This window comes from Bacillus sp. HMF5848 (genome assembly GCF_003944835.1).
Lineage (GTDB): Bacteria > Bacillota > Bacilli > Bacillales > HMF5848 > HMF5848.
This window is the reverse complement of the sequence record NZ_RWIV01000001.1, coordinates 452,346-472,916: the sequence shown is the minus strand read 5'-3', so window position 1 is coordinate 472,916 and position 20,571 is coordinate 452,346. Positions and strand designations below refer to the sequence as shown.

Annotated in this window: 18 protein-coding genes; 4 read left to right on the top strand and 14 right to left on the bottom strand. The window is 36.1% G+C overall.

Features of this window, described 5'->3' with window-relative positions; translation table 11 throughout:
* Window positions 1-79 precede the first annotated feature (79 nt).
* On the top strand, window positions 80-430 hold the full coding sequence (locus EJF36_RS02290; protein WP_185806793.1) for a SpoIIAA family protein: 351 nt from the start codon (window positions 80-82) through the stop codon (window positions 428-430).
* 242 nt (window positions 431-672) lie between these two features.
* Here EJF36_RS02290 and EJF36_RS02285 read toward each other — a convergent pair whose 3' ends face one another.
* From EJF36_RS02285 to EJF36_RS02255, 8 genes are all read right to left on the bottom strand, one after another.
* Window positions 673-2,091 (bottom strand): SH3 domain-containing protein, encoded by a 1,419-nt coding sequence (locus EJF36_RS02285; RefSeq protein WP_185806792.1) that lies wholly within the window; start codon window positions 2,089-2,091, stop codon window positions 673-675.
* A gap of 698 nt (window positions 2,092-2,789) precedes the next feature.
* Window positions 2,790-2,951 carry a hypothetical protein gene (locus EJF36_RS21390; protein WP_185806791.1) on the bottom strand — a complete coding sequence of 54 codons (162 nt, stop codon included), beginning with the start codon at window positions 2,949-2,951 and terminating at the stop codon, window positions 2,790-2,792.
* 324 nt (window positions 2,952-3,275) lie between these two features.
* Complete coding sequence (locus tag EJF36_RS02280) at window positions 3,276-4,220, bottom strand: carbohydrate kinase family protein (RefSeq protein ID WP_125904813.1); 945 nt, start codon at window positions 4,218-4,220, stop codon at window positions 3,276-3,278.
* Window positions 4,221-5,705, bottom strand: coding sequence for a glycoside hydrolase family 32 protein (locus EJF36_RS02275; RefSeq protein WP_185806790.1), 1,485 nt, complete (start codon window positions 5,703-5,705; stop codon window positions 4,221-4,223).
* 288 nt (window positions 5,706-5,993) lie between these two features.
* Complete coding sequence (locus tag EJF36_RS02270) at window positions 5,994-7,337, bottom strand: NosD domain-containing protein (RefSeq protein WP_125904811.1); 1,344 nt, start codon at window positions 7,335-7,337, stop codon at window positions 5,994-5,996.
* A 441-nt stretch (window positions 7,338-7,778) separates the two neighbouring features.
* A complete protein-coding gene (locus EJF36_RS02265) occupies window positions 7,779-8,606 on the bottom strand; it encodes a carbohydrate ABC transporter permease (RefSeq protein WP_125904810.1) in 828 nt (275 codons plus the stop codon).
* 10 nt (window positions 8,607-8,616) lie between these two features.
* Entirely contained in the window at window positions 8,617-9,489 is an 873-nt protein-coding gene (locus tag EJF36_RS02260) for a carbohydrate ABC transporter permease (protein ID WP_125904809.1), read from the bottom strand.
* A 60-nt stretch (window positions 9,490-9,549) separates the two neighbouring features.
* Window positions 9,550-10,860: an extracellular solute-binding protein gene (locus EJF36_RS02255; protein WP_125904808.1), complete on the bottom strand. Its 1,311-nt coding sequence runs from the start codon at window positions 10,858-10,860 to the stop codon at window positions 9,550-9,552.
* A 359-nt stretch (window positions 10,861-11,219) separates the two neighbouring features.
* On the opposite strand from EJF36_RS02255, the gene EJF36_RS02250 reads away from it, so the two are divergent.
* Window positions 11,220-12,215 carry a LacI family DNA-binding transcriptional regulator gene (locus tag EJF36_RS02250; protein WP_125904807.1) on the top strand — a complete coding sequence of 332 codons (996 nt, stop codon included), beginning with the start codon at window positions 11,220-11,222 and terminating at the stop codon, window positions 12,213-12,215.
* Between the two features lie 505 nt (window positions 12,216-12,720).
* Here EJF36_RS02250 and EJF36_RS02245 read toward each other — a convergent pair.
* Window positions 12,721-13,284, bottom strand: coding sequence for a TetR/AcrR family transcriptional regulator (locus tag EJF36_RS02245; RefSeq protein WP_125904806.1), 564 nt, complete (start codon window positions 13,282-13,284; stop codon window positions 12,721-12,723).
* 119 nt (window positions 13,285-13,403) lie between these two features.
* Between EJF36_RS02245 and EJF36_RS21385 the strand changes: the two genes are divergently transcribed.
* Together EJF36_RS21385 and EJF36_RS02235 are read left to right on the top strand one after the other, a co-directional pair.
* Complete coding sequence (locus tag EJF36_RS21385; protein WP_185806789.1) at window positions 13,404-13,520, top strand: glycosyltransferase; 117 nt, start codon at window positions 13,404-13,406, stop codon at window positions 13,518-13,520.
* Between the two features lie 4 nt (window positions 13,521-13,524).
* Window positions 13,525-14,682 (top strand): glycosyltransferase, encoded by a 1,158-nt coding sequence (locus tag EJF36_RS02235; RefSeq protein WP_125904804.1) that lies wholly within the window; start codon window positions 13,525-13,527, stop codon window positions 14,680-14,682.
* Window positions 14,683-15,144: 462 nt separating this feature from the next.
* Here EJF36_RS02235 and EJF36_RS02230 read toward each other — a convergent pair whose 3' ends face one another.
* From EJF36_RS02230 to rlmD, 5 genes are all read right to left on the bottom strand, one after another.
* Window positions 15,145-15,621 (bottom strand): pyridoxamine 5'-phosphate oxidase family protein, encoded by a 477-nt coding sequence (locus EJF36_RS02230; protein WP_125904803.1) that lies wholly within the window; start codon window positions 15,619-15,621, stop codon window positions 15,145-15,147.
* Between the two features lie 77 nt (window positions 15,622-15,698).
* Window positions 15,699-16,325, bottom strand: coding sequence for a DUF6273 domain-containing protein (locus EJF36_RS02225; RefSeq protein ID WP_125904802.1), 627 nt, complete (start codon window positions 16,323-16,325; stop codon window positions 15,699-15,701).
* Between the two features lie 536 nt (window positions 16,326-16,861).
* Window positions 16,862-17,179: a nucleotide pyrophosphohydrolase gene (locus EJF36_RS02220; RefSeq protein ID WP_125908233.1), complete on the bottom strand. Its 318-nt coding sequence runs from the start codon at window positions 17,177-17,179 to the stop codon at window positions 16,862-16,864.
* 419 nt (window positions 17,180-17,598) lie between these two features.
* Window positions 17,599-18,708 carry a GGDEF domain-containing protein gene (locus EJF36_RS02215; RefSeq protein ID WP_125904801.1) on the bottom strand — a complete coding sequence of 370 codons (1,110 nt, stop codon included), beginning with the start codon at window positions 18,706-18,708 and terminating at the stop codon, window positions 17,599-17,601.
* 412 nt (window positions 18,709-19,120) lie between these two features.
* Window positions 19,121-20,488, bottom strand: coding sequence for a 23S rRNA (uracil(1939)-C(5))-methyltransferase RlmD (gene rlmD, locus EJF36_RS02210; RefSeq protein WP_125904800.1), 1,368 nt, complete (start codon window positions 20,486-20,488; stop codon window positions 19,121-19,123).
* Window positions 20,489-20,571: the final 83 nt, after the last annotated feature.

Genomic DNA, 20,571 nt, shown 5'->3' with positions numbered 1-20,571 from the left:
GGATTGATAGATTCCATAATGGGATTAATGTTTTATAAGTTGGGAACTAGGGAATCAATCAATTATAGGAGGTATGTTTATGATTTCAATAAATTCAAATGAAATTGATCACATTATTGACGTAGAAGTACAGGGTAAAATTAGTGAAAATGATATTCATGAGTTTGAACAGTACTTTAAACAAAAAAAAGACAATCAGGAAGAACTTAATTTGTTATTGGTTATGGAAGATGTTAAATACTCGATGAATGGATTATTAGAAGACATTAAATTTGATATTAAAAATATGAAAGACTTTAATAAGATTGCCGTTGTTAGTGATAAACACTGGGTTGAAATGGGGAGCAAAATAACTGACATTTTACCCGGAATTGAGGTTAAACATTTTAACGATAATGAAAAAGATAAAGCACAAGCCTGGTTAAATTAAAAGGTCTCTATTTTGATTTACAATTAGACTAATAAATTAGTTAAATATCTTGATACAATCAAAGAGAATTTCAAATAACAATTACATTCAATCGTCATTTATTTCAAGAGGTAGAAAAGCATTGGTTTTTTTATTACCAATGCTTTTTTAAGTTTTTTTGTTAAAAATTTTCTTTCTTTATTGTTGCATTATCGTTCGGCTTCTTACTAACACAGCAAAAGAAATACATCTAAACTAATACCTTATTGATAAATAATAAGCCCAGGTGCTGGATTGAGTTCCAAAACCTGCTCCGGAGTCATGAGCGGATTATCAAAGTGGACCCCTGGTTTATTCGAATAGAAATACCATAATTTAAAGCCTTTGTATGGTATATTCGTTGCCTTGGCATTTCTCGTATGGGTGGCTATTTTCCCTTCAGGAGGGCCCCACCCAGATGTATTATGAACAAGCCACACTGGGTCATAATCAACGGATACAGCTTCAATATCATGTATCATTGAATCAAGAAACTGATGAAAAACAAGCTGGCGTTTGCCCTCTATTTCATTTGTTGTCATATATTCACGCATCTTGTTTTGAATTGCATTCAGCTCCTCGCCAGTCACATAACCTACCTCTTTCATCGGTTTATCTGTACGCCACTCCGGATCAATGGCTAGATGAACATTTGGAAATCTCAGAAACGGTAAGGTTTCATTAATAGCATTAACGGGGTCATGCTTTCCTATTTGGTGGTCAAGGTATACTAAGACACCATTTTTATAGGCCGTCTCAATATATGACATCACAAGATCAAAACTCATTGTACTAATTTCGCCCCTAGGCTGGACTGTCCCGTAAACAAGATATATCGCTGGGATAACGCTCTTATCTTCGTTAACAGCATCATATTTTTCTGAGGTCTTTTGGAGAAGGGATATAAGCTCTTCCTTAGAGTGACGCCCTACAATGCCCATGATTTCTGAATTGGGATGCCCGTAATAAGCTATAACTGTATGGTCATCAAAAAGAGTCGATGATGTAAAATACGTATTCATTTCTTCATCCTGAAAAATAGTTGGCGATGAAAGAAGTTCATGTATGTCCTTCACTGTATATTCAGATGAAACCCAACCTTCATTACTACCCTCTGCATTCTCATATCGAATCTTGTACCACGTTGTTTCTTCGTTTTTAACTTCTTCAATAACTGTGACCTCATTACCCTTGCCTAAGCTTCCTAGGGTTTTACTGTCGGCCCTGCTATCCGTTCTGACATTAAGCCTGTTAACACTAATATACACTACGTTTTCTTGATGTTCCTTCAAACTTTCTGTATTGGTTTCTTCACTGCCTCCTGCGTTGCTTTCACTAATGTTTTCTTCGTTGCTTTCTTCATTCAATGATCGATTATCTTCTGCGTCTTCACTTGCTTCTTGAACTTCTCCTACTTCTTCTGTCTTTTCTTCTTCGTATTTTGTTTCAGCTTGTTTTTCTTCTTTTATGTCACTTTGTTCTTCTATTCCCTCTTCATTTTCACCATTGTGCTGTACTACTTCCGAATCCTTAGGCTCACTATCCTCTGCTGGTGACATTGATTCCTGATTACTACACCCTACTAAACTAATAGAAAATACTAGAAGTAATGCTAATATGCTTATGAATGTCTTTCTTGACATACCGGCACTCCTTTCCATGAATGGCATCAATGTTTAGAAGTATTTATTAACTTAGTAGCAGCTTAAGCCCTCTTTAATGGAAAATCAGAAAAGTGATTCAAATGACAACATCATCCGAGACAGCTATAAAGAGTGTAGCAATTATTACTGAAAATTGTACCCTCCTCACGCCCATTAGACATGTACCTTACACGAAAGAAAATAGTTCAAGTATTCGAGTTTTTAAAGCATTGATGATTTAAAATTACGGGTTGGAATGGGAAAAGATGTGGGAAAAAATCTATTTGGGGGTTCATCTAAAATAAATAAACCAAAACAAAACAAAATATAACAACCTATACTAAAGAAAATTCCAGCTCATGCATCAGGCAATAGCTCACACATTAGATTAAAAAGCGGTAAGGACCTGGTTTCAAAAGGTAGCCAATCCGTTACTCACCATACTGTTCTTTTTTACAACATATTAAAAAGTCCCCATGGATATTCATCATTTTATTAGCGAAGACATTTACACCAATATCGGCCCATCTAGCACTCTGAGAAATATGAGATTGCTTGTCTGAAAATTAATCAAGTCCTCCAATTTTTGTGGAGTAAATAAATCAACCATAGGCCTTTTCATAAAATCAATAAATCTCCCGTTACAGCGTGCATAATTATTTCCATTGTCATAGCTACTGCTGAAAATATTTAAGGGTTTATTTTCCCTGGTGGGACTGAATAAACCTTGTTACGTCACCGTTATGGTGGGGTAGCTCGGCTGGAGAAAAACGTAATAACCAAGAACGCATATTTTTAATATCGATCTCATCTAAAAATTCTCGTAATTCTTCATCATTGGCTTTTGTCCAATCAACCATTATTTACCTCCTCTTAATTTATATAATAATCTATAAAAATTGTTTAACTTTAATAAGGACACATCGATTTAGCCTAATCACATATATATGCTAAAACCCTCCATAGGTGCCTAAATGTGATATTCAAATAAGCATGACCTATAATAAAAATACCGAACAAATATCTAAACAAACGTTTGATTAGATATCTGTTCGGTAGTTAATTCATGTAATAAGTAACATGTCAAAAGAAGGCGAATGTGAACTCTGCTCTTATGGGAGTAAAAAGACAAGTTCCATACAGAGAAATCACAGATGGCAGCATGAGAACCGTCCCCACTCTGCCTAGGAATCTATGAATTGTTTAACTTCATCATATGTTGGTAAAGCACTAATAGCTCCTTCTCTCATCGTTGTAAGAGCACCTACTGCATTTGAGAATTTTAAAATTTCATTTATACGGAAATCAGCACCTTGAGATAATGCAAATAAAAACGCGCCAATAAAGGAATCTCCTGCACCAGTTGTGTCTAAAACATTTACTTTGAATCCAGGAACAAACGTATGAACACCGTCATACCAAGCATCTACACCTTCTCCACCTCTTGTGATTATAAGAAATGTCAATTGTGGATTTAGTTCTTTTATTCTTTTTAGTGCACTCTCTTCATCCTTTTGATTCGTTATGAATAGAAGTTCATCATCACTAATTTTTAATATATCAGCGTATGGAATAAAGTCACAAATAGTTTGACGACATTCTTCATGATTCTCCCATAGAGGTAGTCGCACATTTGGATCAAAACTTATCAATCCACCTAATTCTTTCACAACGTTAATCGCTTTTATATGTGCATATTTAACAGGCGCTTCGATTAAATCCACACTGCAAAAATGAAGGATATCATTACTACTAAATATGCTTTTATCTACTTTTTCTTCACTCAACAACATATCAGCACTTGGTTTTCTGTAAAATGAGAAATCACGTTCTCCATCAGCTCGTAATGATACAAATGCTAAAGCCGTATTTGCCTCTTTCGTTTTATAGACATGATCAACATTGATTTTTTCTTCCATAAGAACATCTAAAAGAAAGTCACCAAATGCATCATCACCTACTTGCCCAATGAATTTCGCATTTCCACCCAATCTTGAAACACACGCTGCTACATTTGCCGGTGCTCCCCCTGGTTTCTTAGAGAACGATTCAACTTCTTTCAACAAACAGTCTTTTTTACTCGGAATAAAGTCAATTAACACTTCTCCCATCGTAACAACACGTTTCATCTATTTTACCTCTATTTCATATTTGTTAAATTCACTAATAACTGTCTTCCCAATAGAAGCAAACACGACAGCATCACTATGCTTTTCTGAAAAAAATAAAGATGTCATTACTTCTTCTCCATCATTAATAAACACTTCAACAGAAGATACATCAACGAAAATTCTTAATGTCACTTTGTCATCTAATTGAACAGGACAACTTCTCGTGAAGTCATGAGGGCTAATTGTAGACATTGATGGAAGTTTAGTATAAAAACGATTCATTGAAATGAAACTGTTTTTCTTGTCTAATTTAATAATAAATCTCTCATCCTCTGATTCATACAACCTAATCTCAAATTCTGTTGAGCTTGACATATCAATTTTCATTTCAAATTCCTGACAATAACCATTGAAATGTTCATTCTTTAATTCACCATCAATAACCATCTCATGATGCGATATTTTATTTTTTCTATACTTCTCAATTTCTTTAATGGGGTTTTGCTTCAAAACTCCATTTTCACAAGATAATACTCGTGGTAGAGTCATCGAACCGTTCCAACCATGGTTCCCTTCATGTAAGGGGTATTTTATTAACCACATATTCATCCAAGCAACTGTTATTCTTTCACCTTTAGAATTTAAAAGTGATTGCGTCGCGTAGTAATCAAAGCCTTGGTCAAGTTCTTTTTCTGACTCTATGGTGAACTCACCTGATTCATAATTAAATGATCCAATTAATGCCATTGTTGAATAAACATTTTCGAACTTATGTCCCATTCTAGGTTTAAATTGAGGAGAAAACATTAACACATGCTTTCCATCAAGTTCAAATAAATCCGGACATTCCCATACAGTTCCATACTCTCGACCTAATGACAGATTATTTAAGTAATCCCATTTTAGTCCATCACTTGATTGAAAGAACAAGACATGCCCTTCGTCGTTTACACTCTTAGCCCCAACAACCATATAGAATGTTTCATGATGCATCCATACCTTTGGATCTCTGAAATCCTCCGGTTTAATGAATTTAGGTAATTGCTCTGTACCAATCACAGGTTTATTTAGCTTTGTATAATTTTCACCATCTTTTGAGGTTGCTAGACATTGAACTTGTCTAATAATAGGCTGATCTTCCTTTACTTCCTCTTCTATTTTTTTGAAAGATGGGTCATAAGCTTTATCTAAATACGTATCAGTATGCCCTGTATAGTAAAGCCAATGTTCATTACCAACCTGTAAGGCACTTCCTGAAAAAATTCCATTCCTATCAAATTCTAAACTGGGGGCTAGCGCGATGTCTAAATGCTTCCAAGTAATTAAGTCTTCGCTGACAGCATGAGCCCAGTGCATAGGACCCCACTCTGTTCCATATGGATAATATTGATAGAACAGATGATAGATTCCATTATATTCTGAAAAACCATTCGGATCGTTCATCCATCCATACTTAGGCATTAAGTGAAACGTATGTCTAAATTTATTGTTTATTATCATCATTTCGTTACTCCTTCCATTCATATGTGGAAGATAAGAAAAGTGCAAGCGCCTTGCTCGCCCCGACAAGCTTAAGCCGTTACCCGCAGGATGGGCCTTGCCCTCCGGAGGGGGCGACTTAAGACCTCAAGTCGTGAAAAGCATCTTTTTTTATACCATGCTTTTCACAAGATACTCAAGGGAGATCATCCATAGATAAAAAACTGGCTAGGCGCTGGAGAATGACTGTGCTCATCTATTCACAATTAATTGTCATAAATCTTCATTTTTCCCTATTCGCTGTCACACTATTTATACTCCTGGCGTTGGAGTAGCTCTAAATGCATTTACAGTTTTGTCGACAACAACATGTTTGTCAGTTCCCGAATCAAGAATCGTATTTTCAAGCGATTCTTTTTCTACTAATACTGTTGTTACAGTCAACTGCTCTGATGCTTCGGTAGTTAACAAAGCTTCTACTTGCGCAGAGTAACAAGAATCACTTATCTTGGCATGAACGTTGGTAGCAACAACATGATTATTAGAAATATAATTTCCATTACCCGAAACAATACGTATGATTACGGGTGTAGCACCTACCGGCTTGATATTCTCAGTATTAATTACTTCAGAAAAGTGATTAGCAATTACAGTATTATTATTCCCACTGATATAGAGGAGACCATACAAATCATCTAAGCCATTGTCTATTCCCAGAAAAGGAGCCCAAGGTTCATGGTCACGTAAAAAGTGATTGGAAGAAACCAAGTTTTCAGAACAATTCTCCCTGAATACAACCATTCCTGGATAAAATGAATGAAGTCTATTATTTGTGATACTGGAGCGTGTCACACCATCAAAATAGATACTGCTCGCACCTCTTGGAAAAACATTATTCGTTGAAATCAAAAGTCCCCCAAAATTTTGAGCGTATATTGAATATCCTTTAAAACCGGCTCCTATCAAGTTATCGGTTATTTTTGAAGCCTGCCCCCAACCTCGCAGTTCTATACAGTTGCCACATTCAGCTATGAAATTATCATGTATAGTCAGTGCATCTGCATGATAAATAGTAATTCCATGCTCTAAATACACAAACCCCATGCCTGTAATCCGAAACGAATCACAAGCGCTTGCAACATAAATTCCCGTTTTCCCGTTAGTGTATGTGTTTTCCGGATTTGTGTCTCCCGAACCATCATCATTAAAATGCAAACCATCTATACAAAAGTTAGAAAACTCGACCGAACTTATTCGGGGATCTCCACTTCGTTCAACATAAAAGGCAGCTCCTTTATATTCCTCGTCATTTTCTTCTAGGGGAATATCTACGAGTATGCGACTTCCTCCCGGCCACAATTCATGTAAATTCGCCCATTCACTCTCAGGAGTATTAAAACGAATACTCGAAGATGTAAACCCGTGTCCAGATCCCATAATTTTAAGAAAACTGATGTCTATAACCACTTGACTGCATAGATGATAATCTCCTGGTGGAATATAGATAACCGCTCCGGGCTTCCCGCCTTTATTCACATCAGTGTTCGTTTGCCTACTTTTAATATCCGCTATAATGCTATTAATTACCTCACCAATATCTTCATACGGATTACCGACAGGCCATTCTGTTACGTCGTAATAATTTTTACTAGCCATAATAATTCTCCTTCAAATTAAAAATCAACTTGACATTGCTATATCGTAAGCCAAAAGTATGAACATTACCCTAATATCAATGCTTCTACCGCTTCTTTTCTGGAATGTAATTACACTCAAAGTTCCTCACTTTTTGGTAACTAGAGGACACTCAGGCGTAAGCAAACAGAAGGGTCGGTCTGATATCTTCACTAAGCTTTATCTAAACCATTCTGTATAAAAATATGTTTCAGAAACAACAAACGTAGTATTATTAAAATCTCACAATCTTCCAAACCAACTTTATGGTTTTCTCGCATCCTCGAGTTCAGTCTACAACAGTTCCCTAAGATTCGAGCCAAAGGAAATCACTTCGGTAGTCAAGACAAAGAGTCGTTTTTTATAAAGACTAACAAAGCTGCTGGCCAGATTAAATTTATCCATTGCTTCCTCTGTAATCCTTTATTTGATTGAACCTGATGTCATCCCACTTACTATATATTTTTGAGCAACTATAGATATAATTATGACTGGAAAACTGAATAAGAATGCTCCAGCCATCATCGGTCCTAAGTCATAATTGTAAGAGTTTACAAATTCACTTATGGCAACAGTAAATGTTTTTGCATTTACACTTGTAAGTAATAAAGAAACCAAGAAATCATTCAGCGCTAAAAACAATGTGAAAATGGATGCAGAAGCAATACCTGGCATAACAATCGGCAATACAACCGTTCTAAATGTTGTAAAGTTACTAGCACCATCAATGGCCGCTGCTTCATCAAGCTCTATAGGAATATTGGAATAAAAGCTTATCATCATCCAAATTACGAATGGCATGTTAATAGCTGCATACACAATAATTAGCGCTATTCTCGTATCATACAATTTAAAATTCATAATTATTTCATAAATTGGCACTGCTATACTCGAGGTTGGTATCATTTTCATAACCAACACCATCACCAGAAGTAGTACAGATAATTTTTGCCCTGAAGTTCTTGCTATCGCATAGGCTGATAGCGACCCTAAAAAAACGGCTATAGCAGTAGAACATACGGCAGCAATAATGCTATTCCCCAAATATTTAAAGAACGGCATTCTTTCAAACATAGCAACAAAGTTCTCAAGTGAAATTCTTGATGGGAAAAATTTCACGGGAGTTGAAAATACTTCCCCACTCGGTTTAAAAGCAGATGAAACTAGATATAAATAAGGAAATAACCATATTACTAACACGGCTACGGCTAGTATAATCAATGCATAATTAGTATTTTTTTTATTTTTCATAGTCTTACACCTACACTTTCTTTGAAGGACGCCATAGATTTTGCAAGAATACTAAAGTGAAAACAACAAGTATTGCAATAAATATGAGCGCCATTGCAGATGCATAGCCAGTGTGATGATATTTAACCAATGTTTTATATATGACAGTACTTAGTAAGTCAACTTGTTCCTCGGCCATTACATACACTATGTCAAACGTTCTAGCAGCATCAATCGTTCTTACTGCAATCGCTGTAAGTAGAATAGCTTTCATAGCTGGAATTTTTATACTGAACAATATTTGAAAAAAGTTTGCACCATCAATTTTCGCAGCTTCTATCATACTTTTATCTATACTTTGCAAACCAGCTAAACACATTAGCATCATAAACGGCACAGTCAACCATATATCAGCAACGATGGTCGCTGCCAACGCTAAGTTTTTATCCGCGAGCCAAGTTATGGTATCCGACCTATCAAGTATTCCTATATTTTTTAAAATCTCATTAATAATCCCAAAATTTGAATTAAACATTAACCTCCATGTTAGACCAGCAATTAACGGCGCAATCATAAGAGGTGATAATAACAGTGATCTAATGATTTTACTTCCCTTGAATTCAATTTCTACTACTAACGCTATAAGCAATCCTATTATTGTTTCAAATGTAACAGCTGCAATTACATATATTAGAGTGTTTTTTAACGGTTCAAGAAAGTCAGGCTGGGTAAAAGCTGCTACATAGTTTTCAAAACCAACAAAACTTTTAGTATTAGTATAAATATCAAATTCATAAAAACTATCAAAAGCCATTTTTATAATCGGGTAAATCAAAAACATCACCATAAAAATCGCACCAGGCAAGAAAAATAATGCTAATGTTTTTCTCGAAATTAATCTCATACTTATTTCTCCTTAAATAAATATATGGTGACAACAATTAGTTGCACCATATACATTGGATTACTTTTTATTTCTATTAATGATTTTTTCAATTTCTGCTTTTGCTTGTGCCATAGAATTCTCTGCAGATATATCACCAGCAATCACATCATGTACAGCATCAGCCAATACTTGCTCAATTTCAGTCCAATAAGGTGTATTTGGTCTGTTTCCAGATGCAGGAGATTCTAAAGTCAATAAAACTGCTGATAAATGCTCATTACCATCAACTTTAGAATACTCTTTATATACTGATTCTCTACCAGCAATTTTAAGAGCCGCTTCCATGTAATCGCCATTATGGTCATACATAAATTTGACATATTCAATTGCAATATCTTTATTTTCGGAATCTTTCAATACTGATTGATACCAAGGACCCGTTGTTGCACCAACACCAGCACTTCCCCCAATCATAGGAGCGACACTGACATCTCCACCTAATTTTTCTTTAGCCATTGGATAAAAATGTGACCAATTTAACATCATTGCTAGTTGACCATTTGTAAAGTAATTAATTACTTCACCTGATGCATTTGATAGTGAATCTACTGGAACATTTCCAGCGTCAAATTGTTCTTTCATAAAATTAGCTGCATCAACATATGCTTGTTCATCAATTAATACATTATCACCATCTAACACAAGTGGTCCCGCTCCAGCTTGTGCAGCATGGTCTAACCAAGAACAAACTGTATCCCCATTATTAGCACCGTATACTGCAGTACCAAAGAAGTTACTATCAGCGTCTGTAAAAAATGCTGCAACATCAAGATATTCTTCCCATGTAGTAGGTACTTGTAGATCATATCCATATTCAGTTTTGAATTTACTTTGATTATCAGCGTCTTCAAATAAACTTGTGCGATACATTAACACTTTTGAATTGATCCACATCGGCATACCTAATAATTCTCCATCTAATGTTGCCCCGTTTAACATAGTTGGTAAAAAGTCAGCAGTCATTTCATCGGTTACGTATGAATTTAATGGTTCAATACCATTTTTAAATGCTGATAACCATAATACATCTAGTGTAGCAACATCATGAATAATATTGCCTGATTTAATTTCTGTACTTAATTTATCGTAAATACCAGAATACGGTACTGCATCTACCACAAGCGTTACACCAGGGTTAGCAGCCTCAAACTCTGCTTTTGTTTCTTTAGCCACCATTTCACCAGGGCTTCCTGCTTCTACTAAAATAGTTAAAGTTACATCTTTACTTGCGTCTTTACCTGCGTCTTTACTTGAAGATTCTGAAGAACCACAAGCCGTCATTCCAACTAATAGAAACAATGTTAATAATGAAAATAATAATTTTTTCATATTTATATTCTCCTCCTCAACTAAGAGCCCATAAGGTCTTGTTTTCCTTTACAATACAAACTTTATCACTGAAAATATTAAATGTCAAGCGCTTTCATAATTATTTTTCAAAATGAAACTATAAAAATATGATGATATAATGGATCCGAAAATAAAATTCATATGTACCTACCGCTATTTAAGGCTTTACACTGCGATTTACAACGCACTATCTGACGACTGCAAATTTCATCAATCAATATGTTATGAAAATAATAAATCACTACTTTTGTATTTTTAATGAAAATATTTTTCATAAATTGACTGTTTTATCTTTCAACAATATGCTATAATTAACATATCAAGAGGAGGATAAGAACATGAACCGTGTTAAATTAGAAAATATCGCCGATCTTGCCGGCGTATCCATAACAACAGTCTCAAGATACTTTAACAATCCGGAGAAGATATCTCACAAGACTAAAGAACGCATCGAAGAATCGATTAAAACACTAAATTACACAAGGGATAACTTTGCAAAAATGCTATCAACCGGTGAATCTAACCTTATCGGCATCATTTTACCGAGCCTTCACCTTTCCTTTTACAGTGAGTTTCTCTATAGCACCATCAATTACTGCAAAGAAAAAGACTATAATGTCATAGTTTATACATCCGATACCTCTGCGGAGGAGGAGAAGAACCTTATTAATTCTCTAATGTCCTACAGAATCCGAGGTTTGATCTTGCTCTCTCATATGCTCTCACCTGCAGAGATCGAAGAGCTGCCCCTCCCTGTTGTCACTATCGAACGGACCGGAGGGAACTATAAACAGATCAACTCTGACAATTTCACTGGTGGAAGACTAGCTGCCGAACTGCTTATCAAGAACGGTTGCGATGCATTCGTTCATATCAATAATGGACTTCATATGGATTGGCCTTCTTATAAAAGAATTCTAGGATTCGAGCTCCTACTTCAGAACCAGCCATATGAAAAGATTATTGAACCTGATCTGACAAACCCATTCAGCGACATCGCTTTTGAGAAGATGACAAAGATATTCAATTCAATTACTGCTTCTTATTCCAACAAAAAGATTGGTATCTTCTGTTCAAACGACAACATCGCCAACCTGCTCGAAAAGGTTTGTCTAATTAACCATGTCAAAATACCTGAACAGATAGAAATCGTTGGCTATGATAATGCCCCGATATCTTCCATGTCGACAATACCGATCACGTCCATTGCTCAGAACATCAACTTGATGACAAAGATTGCAGTGGATTCGATAGACAATTACGACCGGATCGAGAGCCTCATCCCTGCAACTCTAATCGAGAAAAACACAACGAGTAAAACAAAACACAAGTAAGCTTAAAAAGGCGCCTCTAAAAGGTGCCTGTCCCCTGCTAGGATAAAGTATCAAAGTGCTAGCAGAAAAAAATCCCTCGAACTGTTTATTCGAAGGATTTCTATATTTAATCCCAAATTACAAAAGCAGAGATCCACACACGGACCTCTACTTTCGCGTTTTTCTGTATTCATTAAACGGCGATTTAGGGATTAAAGATACGAACGTAGAAGTGTGGCATGTCCAGTAGGGCGCTAGAGGGATTATAGTTAAAATGCAGACTAAATAAACGATCAGTGCGTAATTAGTTCATCTAGAGCAAAGAGCTATATAAAAAAAAACCGAACAAATATCTAAACAAACGTTTGATTAGATATCTGTTCGGTAGTTAATAAATGGAATAATTAGCATGTCAAAAGACGACGGTTGTGAACTCTAATCCAACGGAATAAATACATCAATAGCGCTAGGAATCTAAAGAAGGCAGCATTAGAACCGTCCCCACCCTGCCTATATATTTCTTCTATTATTTTGATAAGTGTTTCATTACGCCATTCTCCATTAGATCCTGCATTAAGGTCATTAAGTCCTCTGCTGTCATAGATTTATCATGTCTAAACCAATAACTCATAATACCTACCATGGCTGACAATACATACTCCAAAACAAAATCAAATTCTTCCTGATTACCTTCATACTTTTCCGCAAATGCTTGTTTAAGGATCGGTTTTGTTGAATTTTTAAGCTTGCTTGAAAAAGCAGGGTCACCATTATCACCTAGCAAAACAGAATAATATTTGCTATTTTTCTCAAATAGCTTCATGAACATATCAATTGGAATACCCATATTTATATCTCCAAAAGAAATAGGGGGTAGTTCATTTATTGTAGGAATTAAGGAATCTTCTATTTGCTCAAGAACATCGTATATATCTGTAAAATACTCATAAAAGGTCCCGCGATTATAACCTGCTTTTTGCGTAATTTCCTTTACCGTTATTTTCTCTATTCTTTTTTCACAATATAAAGACCAAAAGGCATCGATTAAATTTTGCTTCGTCTGCGCAGTTACTTCGGGTTGCTTTTTCAAAATTTCACCCCCTATAAAATCCGACATTTGCTATTGTATTGTTGGTTGTTGATATGAAAAATGACCTCTATACTTTAATCATACAACAAGTTGTTGGATTAAACAAACGGAGGATGAAAATGATGATTACAATTCTGTGTGCTGGATCTCGCGGAGACTTTCAACCATATATCGCGCTTGCCCAAGAGCTTAAGAAGTTAGGTAAAAAGGTGCGTATTACTGGTCTTAGGTCTTAGAGATATGGAAGGTTTCGTAAAAGGCTATGGCATCGATTATTATTCTATTCAAGCGGACCATAAAACTCTTAACGTTGATGAAAAGATGCTAAAGGAAGCACAACACGCCGATAACCCCTTAAAAATGCTCCTTACATTTAATAAGATGAAAAAATATGGCGTTAGTATAGCAAATGAATACTATGAATCTTGTAAGGGCAGTGAGTTAATCATTTACCATCCAGGTGTTACACTAGGTTACTTTGCAGCTGAGAAGCTAGGTATTCCTTCTATCTTAGCTTCTCCATTCCCGATGCATAAAACAAAAGAACAAACTTCAGTTATTCAATATGGAAGAATGAAATCTACTCCGATTACGAACATAATTAGCTACTATATGCTGCAAGGTATGCTGTGGTTAGCTTCAAAGGATTCAGTCAAAGGGTTTTGGAAAAAAGAGTTCGGGAGCTTACCTGAAAACTACGGACGACCTTATGAAAGACACACTGACAATAGACAACCCGCGGTCATTTCTTGCAGCAATTATGTATTTAAAAGACCTAATGATTGGAATGAAAACATACACCAATATGGGTATTGGTTTGTTGAAGAAGAAATGAATTATACGGCTAGCAAAGAGTTAGATGACTTTTTACATTCGGGAGACAAGCCTATTTATATAGGATTCGGAAGTGTATTCCATGATGATCAGAAAGAAGCTCTCACTTCAATAATAGTTGATGCTCTTGCCAAGCGTGGTAGACGCGGAATAATCAGTGGAATGGGCAAAATTCATAACCTACCTGAAAATATAATTGCAATTAACAGCATACCACATACATGGCTCTTCGAAAGAGTCGCTGCTGTATGTCACCACGGAGGAGCTGGAACAACCGCTGCAGGATTTAAAGCAGGTGTTCCTAGCATTATCGTACCCTTTGCAAACGATCAACACGCTTGGGCACATAAAGCTTATGACTTAGGTGTAGGTTCAAAACCCATTCCTATCAAATCACTTACATCTGACAATCTCGCAAATGCCATTCAATATGCCTTACAAGAAAAAATGGTGCAAAATGCAAAAACGTTAGCAAAACATATCGCTACTGAAAATGGTGCTAGAGATTGTGCAAAAGTAATAGTAGAAAGTAATAATTTTAGTGGCAGACCTGAAGCGGATTAAAAGTGCCTGTCCCCCGCTAGGATAAAGTATCAAAGTGCTAGCAGAGTGATATCACAAATTATCAAAATACCCTGGACCATTCGTCTGAGGGAACATAAAAAACCGAACAAATATCTAAACAAACGTTTGATTAGATATCTGTTCGGTGGTTATTTAATGTAATGAAGTAATATCTCAAAAAGCGGAAGTTGTGAGCTCTACTCCTGCAACAATAGATACATGAATAGCACTAGGGAACTGCAGATGGCAGCATGAGAACCGTCCCCGCTCTGCAGAATACATTCTATATCCTATAAATAAATCGGCCTTTACAGGTTTTAATAATCCAATTTCATCATAGGCTTGTGTCAAGTAATAGACTAAACTTTTTTAAACACCTTTCAAATACGCCAAAACCCAACAATAAACTGCTTAATGTTGGATTCAGAAAACTAAGTTAGAAACTGCTTATTGTTTACGGATTTATTTCGCCGTTTTATTCATAAAATCAATTTCATACTGATGCTCCCCGTATTTTCTTTCATTGTCAGTAATCGTACCCTCTGTGAGGGAGATACGTAAAACGATTGAGTTCGGATTGTCTTCGTCACCAACTTCATCGAACCAATCGAAAACTTTTTTAAATTTCGCTCTGATTTCCGCATTCTTCTCGTACTTGACCCAACCGAGATTTTCAGCCGTACCTTGGAAAGAGTACCAACCTAAACCACCCACGGAAACCTCGTTGTTCTTCTCAATTTGCAACATTTTATTTTTTCTTGCGTCCGTAGAAACATAAAATACGCCGTCTTCATAATAAGCGCATACCATACGGACAGCAGGACGAGGATTACCAGTAGCGTTTGAAGATAGTGATATTGTCGCAAGGGCAATAACCTCCTCTTTGCCATTTCCGCAACGTTCCTCCATAAGTTTCATTGCATTTTCATATTTGCTCATTTCAAATTTCTCCATTTTTAAATTTATTTTTTCATGCTGTAATTATAGTCAAATCACTTTTAAAAGTGATTAAAGATTTACAATTCGAGTTTTAGCCACAAAGCGGGACGGACACCGCCGCTGTTATCGCCTGTTGAAGGGTGAATCGTGTTGCTGCTATAGCGGAAGGTGCCGTTTCCCTGAATGCCTATATTGCCGTCGCCGTGGATATATACGGCTCTTCTATTGTCACGCCCGGGTGACCGAAGCCACCACCACCATACATACCCATCGAATGTCGATCTTCGGTTGTTGTTGTTTTTGTCTTTCCTTTGAAACCAGTATCGTTGTTTGGCGCTGCGGTTTTCAAGGTTTTTACTGCTGTCACCGAAATATTTACACACTACTTCTTCAATACTTAGAAGAAATATGTAATCCCGAGTATCTTCTCCTCCTCTTGAACCGTACCACTGATTGTCGTGGTTTTTGTTCAATACCGCAATGATTCTTGACTGTTCGGCCGCGGTGAAATTGTTATAAAACTCACCATTAAGATATTTTCTTAGCGAGCAGTCAGCCCATGTCACATCACCAGCGCAATTATTATAGGGGTGTTGTTCGATCATATATTCAGTTATAATCAAGGCCGCATTACCTTGTACATCAAGAATGCGCCAATGATAACCGCCAAATGGCACGATTGAGCCGATATTAAACTCCCTCATTCTCTTTCTCCTCGTATAATATAAATTTTCTGTAGTTCTGTTTCAATGCGCCTACAAGAACAAATGCTCATTATCTTCGAGACAAATTCCTATTTAACAGCTAGTTTTACCGCTATTAATTTATATTTTCTATGAATTGATTAATAATAATTATATCTCACATGAATTGAAAAATTTCAAATAGAAAAATTCCCTAACCACGTTGTAACTTATGGCAGAGGAACTTTATATTCTACGTATTATCTAAAAGATTAATATTTTGTACAAAGTATTAAAAAGATTAAGGTGCCTTAACCCTGCTAGGATAAAGTATCAAAGTGCTAGCAAAGTTATCATACAACTAATTCTCACAGATATTGATAGCCAGATAATTACAACTGATTTATTCAGCTTAAAATGGATATAGTTAAACACGTTATATTTACATTTCCATTTTTCCCTAAGATTAGAAGTATAGTTATGCAAGCATATAAAAATGCAACCAAGTATCTTGCCTGCACCCCACCATGACAAATTTTTGCAAAGACTTTTTAAATCTACTTACTTATATTTACAGGATATTTCAGTGCATTTTTCTCCATTTTCTTATGTACTTCTTCTTCCAAATCAACTTCCATTTTGTCCGCTAACTGTAAAAGATATATTAGAATATCTGCCATTTCTTCTTTAATATTTTGGGCTGATGATTGTATTGCTTCTTCACTACTTTTCCATTGAAAGTTCTCTAGTAGTTCGTTCGCTTCCAATGAAATTGATATAGCCAAGTCTTTCTCGTTATGATACGGTTTCCACCCTCGTTCATCCCTAAATTCAACTATATTTCCTATCAATTGCTTCAATATAAAAACCTCCATATTTGCTTTTAATACTATTAGTTCACCACCTAATTTTACCATTTATTTCTTTAATTGAGTAATAGGGTACTGCGAACTTAGTTAGTCTTTGAGAATGTTTATTAAAAATGTAAAAATGAAAAATAACGTTGTTCGGTCATCACCTAATAAATTTTAGAGCCTTTATATTGATTGTGATGATACAAAAAATAGCAGTATGAGAATCATTCCCATACTGCCAAGGTCTATTTATTTCATTTCAGTTCAAGTGTTGCTACAACTTCGCAATGCGTTTTGATATAGAATTATGATAATGAAACGCGAAATAATAATTTTGCGTTGCGGTACTAGTATACTTGTTTCCAATACCACAAGGACATGGATTATTACACCGCTCTTAGGAGGGCATTGTGTCAGAATCTAATGGAGACATCAATCCTTCACCCTATTCTGTCAGTATGTTTGTTTGCATACATTTCTTTATCTACTTTAATGTATAATTCATCAATGGTCATTTTTTCTGAATATTGTTGGCACCCATAACTAAATCTAAGTTGGTTCATATACTTTAAAGGATTATCTTTTAGAAGAGCTTGAATTTTCGAGATGTAATAATCCGCATTTGTATCCGTAGATTCCACCACGACAATAAATTCATCTCCCCCAAGCCTGAAAACTAAAGAATTAGAATGAAACACTTTTCCCAAAACTTGAGCAAACACTATGAGTACTTGATCTCCAATGTCGTGCCCATGTTGATCATTTATATCTTTAAATTTATCTATATCAATAAAAATTACGGCAAATTTTTTATCCGTTTCTATTAGGTGTTTTAAATATGATTCATAACTATGTCGATTGTATACTTTGGTTAGATAGTCTACCTCAGTCGATGAAGTTTCTAAAAAAATATACGCTACCAAAATCCCCAATACAATGGATGTCCATGAAAAATATAATTTTGAATCAATTAACTGAACTAGCATTCCAATGATAGGCAGCATAAAAAACAATACAAATATACTCACAATATAAAGTTTAGTTCTTTTTCTATTCTTTATTACAAAGAATAACATGTAGATATATAGACTTGCGAGAACTACATAATGAATCCATTTATACTCTCCACTACTAAAACTGTTCGTAACAGGATTTACGTGAAAATAAAACGGATAAAATATATTAACAATTAAGGCTGCAAAAGTGAGAATACTCACATCCTGATAAAACCTTCTCTTCAATATACGTTTTGGATCCTTAAAAATACAATAATCAACATATGCTAACATTAAACCACCTAATAGAGGTCCCATCATAAACAAAATAAAATTAGTAAGATACTCAAGAAAAAATGCACCAACGAATTGCATCCCATCAAATATCCAGGTTAAAGGTTCTATGACGATTGCAACCGCACTTGCTATCAAAATCATCCTCAATAGCATTTTACCAAAACTCTCTATTTTTGATCTCATTCTAATAAATAGATAGAGTACTATCAAAATCATTAATGCAAAAATATTAATTTGAAATTGAACAAGATACTGCATGTTTTGTTCCTCCACCATTTCTTATTAGATCAAAATAGTTTTTCAATTAGGTTGTACTAATTATATCACATGATTTGGGGCCTGATCCCTGCTAGGATAAAGTATCAAAGCGCTAGCAGAATTAACCAACATATTACATAACTGCTTGTAATATTATTTAATGTGATATTTAAAAAAGAGATTAGCGTGTCATTAGTTCATCTAGACAAAAATCTATTAAAAAACCGAACAAATATCTAAACAAACGTTTGATTAGATATCTGTTCGGTAGTTAATTAATGTAATAAGTAATATTAAAAAGGCGGAAGTTGTGAGCTCTACTCCTACAGCAGTAACTATTGACAAGCTCCATGCAGGGGAATTACAGAAGGCAGTATGAGAACCGTCCCCATACTGCCAAGGCCTATTTAATTCATTTCAGTTCAAGTTTTGCTACGACTTCGCAGTGCGTCGTATGCGGAAACATGTCGACCGGCTGTACTTCGACCGTTTTGAATCCTCCATCCTCTAGCACTCGTAAGTCACGGGCCAAGGTGGCTGGGTTACAGGATACATACACGACACGCTTTGGTTTCATGTCGATGATTGTTTGTAACAGAGCTTCGTCGCAGCCTTTGCGAGGTGGATCAACTACTATGACATCTGCCCCTACACCTTGCTTGTACCAGTTTGGGATGACAGCCTCGGCTTCGCCAACTTCAAAGGTAACTCGCTCTGCCAATCCGTTCAGTTCCGCATTTCTTTTCGCGTCTTCAATTGCTTCTGGCACTATTTCTACTCCGTAAACATGCTTTGCTTGTTGCGCTAAAAATAAGGAAATTGTACCGATACCACAATAAGCATCTATAACAGAATCTTCTGCGCTCAAATTAGCATATTCTAAAGCCTTATCGTACAGCACTTTTGTTTGTTCAGGATTGACTTGGTAAAACGAACGGGCTGAAATGGCAAATTTGATATCGCCAATATAATCGTAAATATATTCTTCGCCCCATAGCACCCTTGTTTCATCTCCAAAGATAACATTCGTGCGTTTTGTGTTGACATTTTGCACAACAGACTTCACTTGTGGCAACGCCGCTACAATTTCTTCAACAATCTTCTTTTTATGAGGTAAATCAGCTGTTCTTGTCACAAGTACAACCATTGTTTCGCCTGTTACTGCGCCATATCGAGCCATGATGTGACGTAACACACCGCGGTGCGATGCCTCATCATATGCACGGACTCCGTATTTTTCACAAATACTTCGCACCACTTGGACAACCTCATCATTTGTCGACTGCTGAATTAAGCATTGCTGCATATCAATAATGTCGTGGCTGCGCTTTTGGTAAAATCCCGCTACTAGTCCGCCTTCACGATCTGCCACTGGTACTTGGGCTTTGTTGCGGTAACGCCAAGGATCTTTCATGCCCAATACTTGGTGTACGGTCACGTCATTTATTTTTCCAATCCGAGCAAGCACTTCGACTACTTGTTTATGCTTTGCTTTCAGTTGCCCTTCATAACTCATGTGCTGCAGCTGACAGCCACCACATTGCTTATATATTGGACAAGGAGCCTCGACACGATCCGGGCTTTCCTCATCAAGCTGTAAGAGGCGACCGAAGGCGTAGCCTTTTTTCACTTTTATTATTTTCACTTGACCTCGTTCACCTGGTAAGGCGTTTGGGACAAACACAGGAAAGCCGTCAATTTTCCCGACACCTGCCCCATCATGTGTTAAATCCTCGAATGTTAAAGTATATTGTTGATTTTTTTCTATTGCCGAGCTCATATGTATCCACGTCCCTCTAATATCGCTGAAAAGAATTGTACCATAAAATGTGCCTTTGCAAAAACGGGCTGTATATAGTGAGG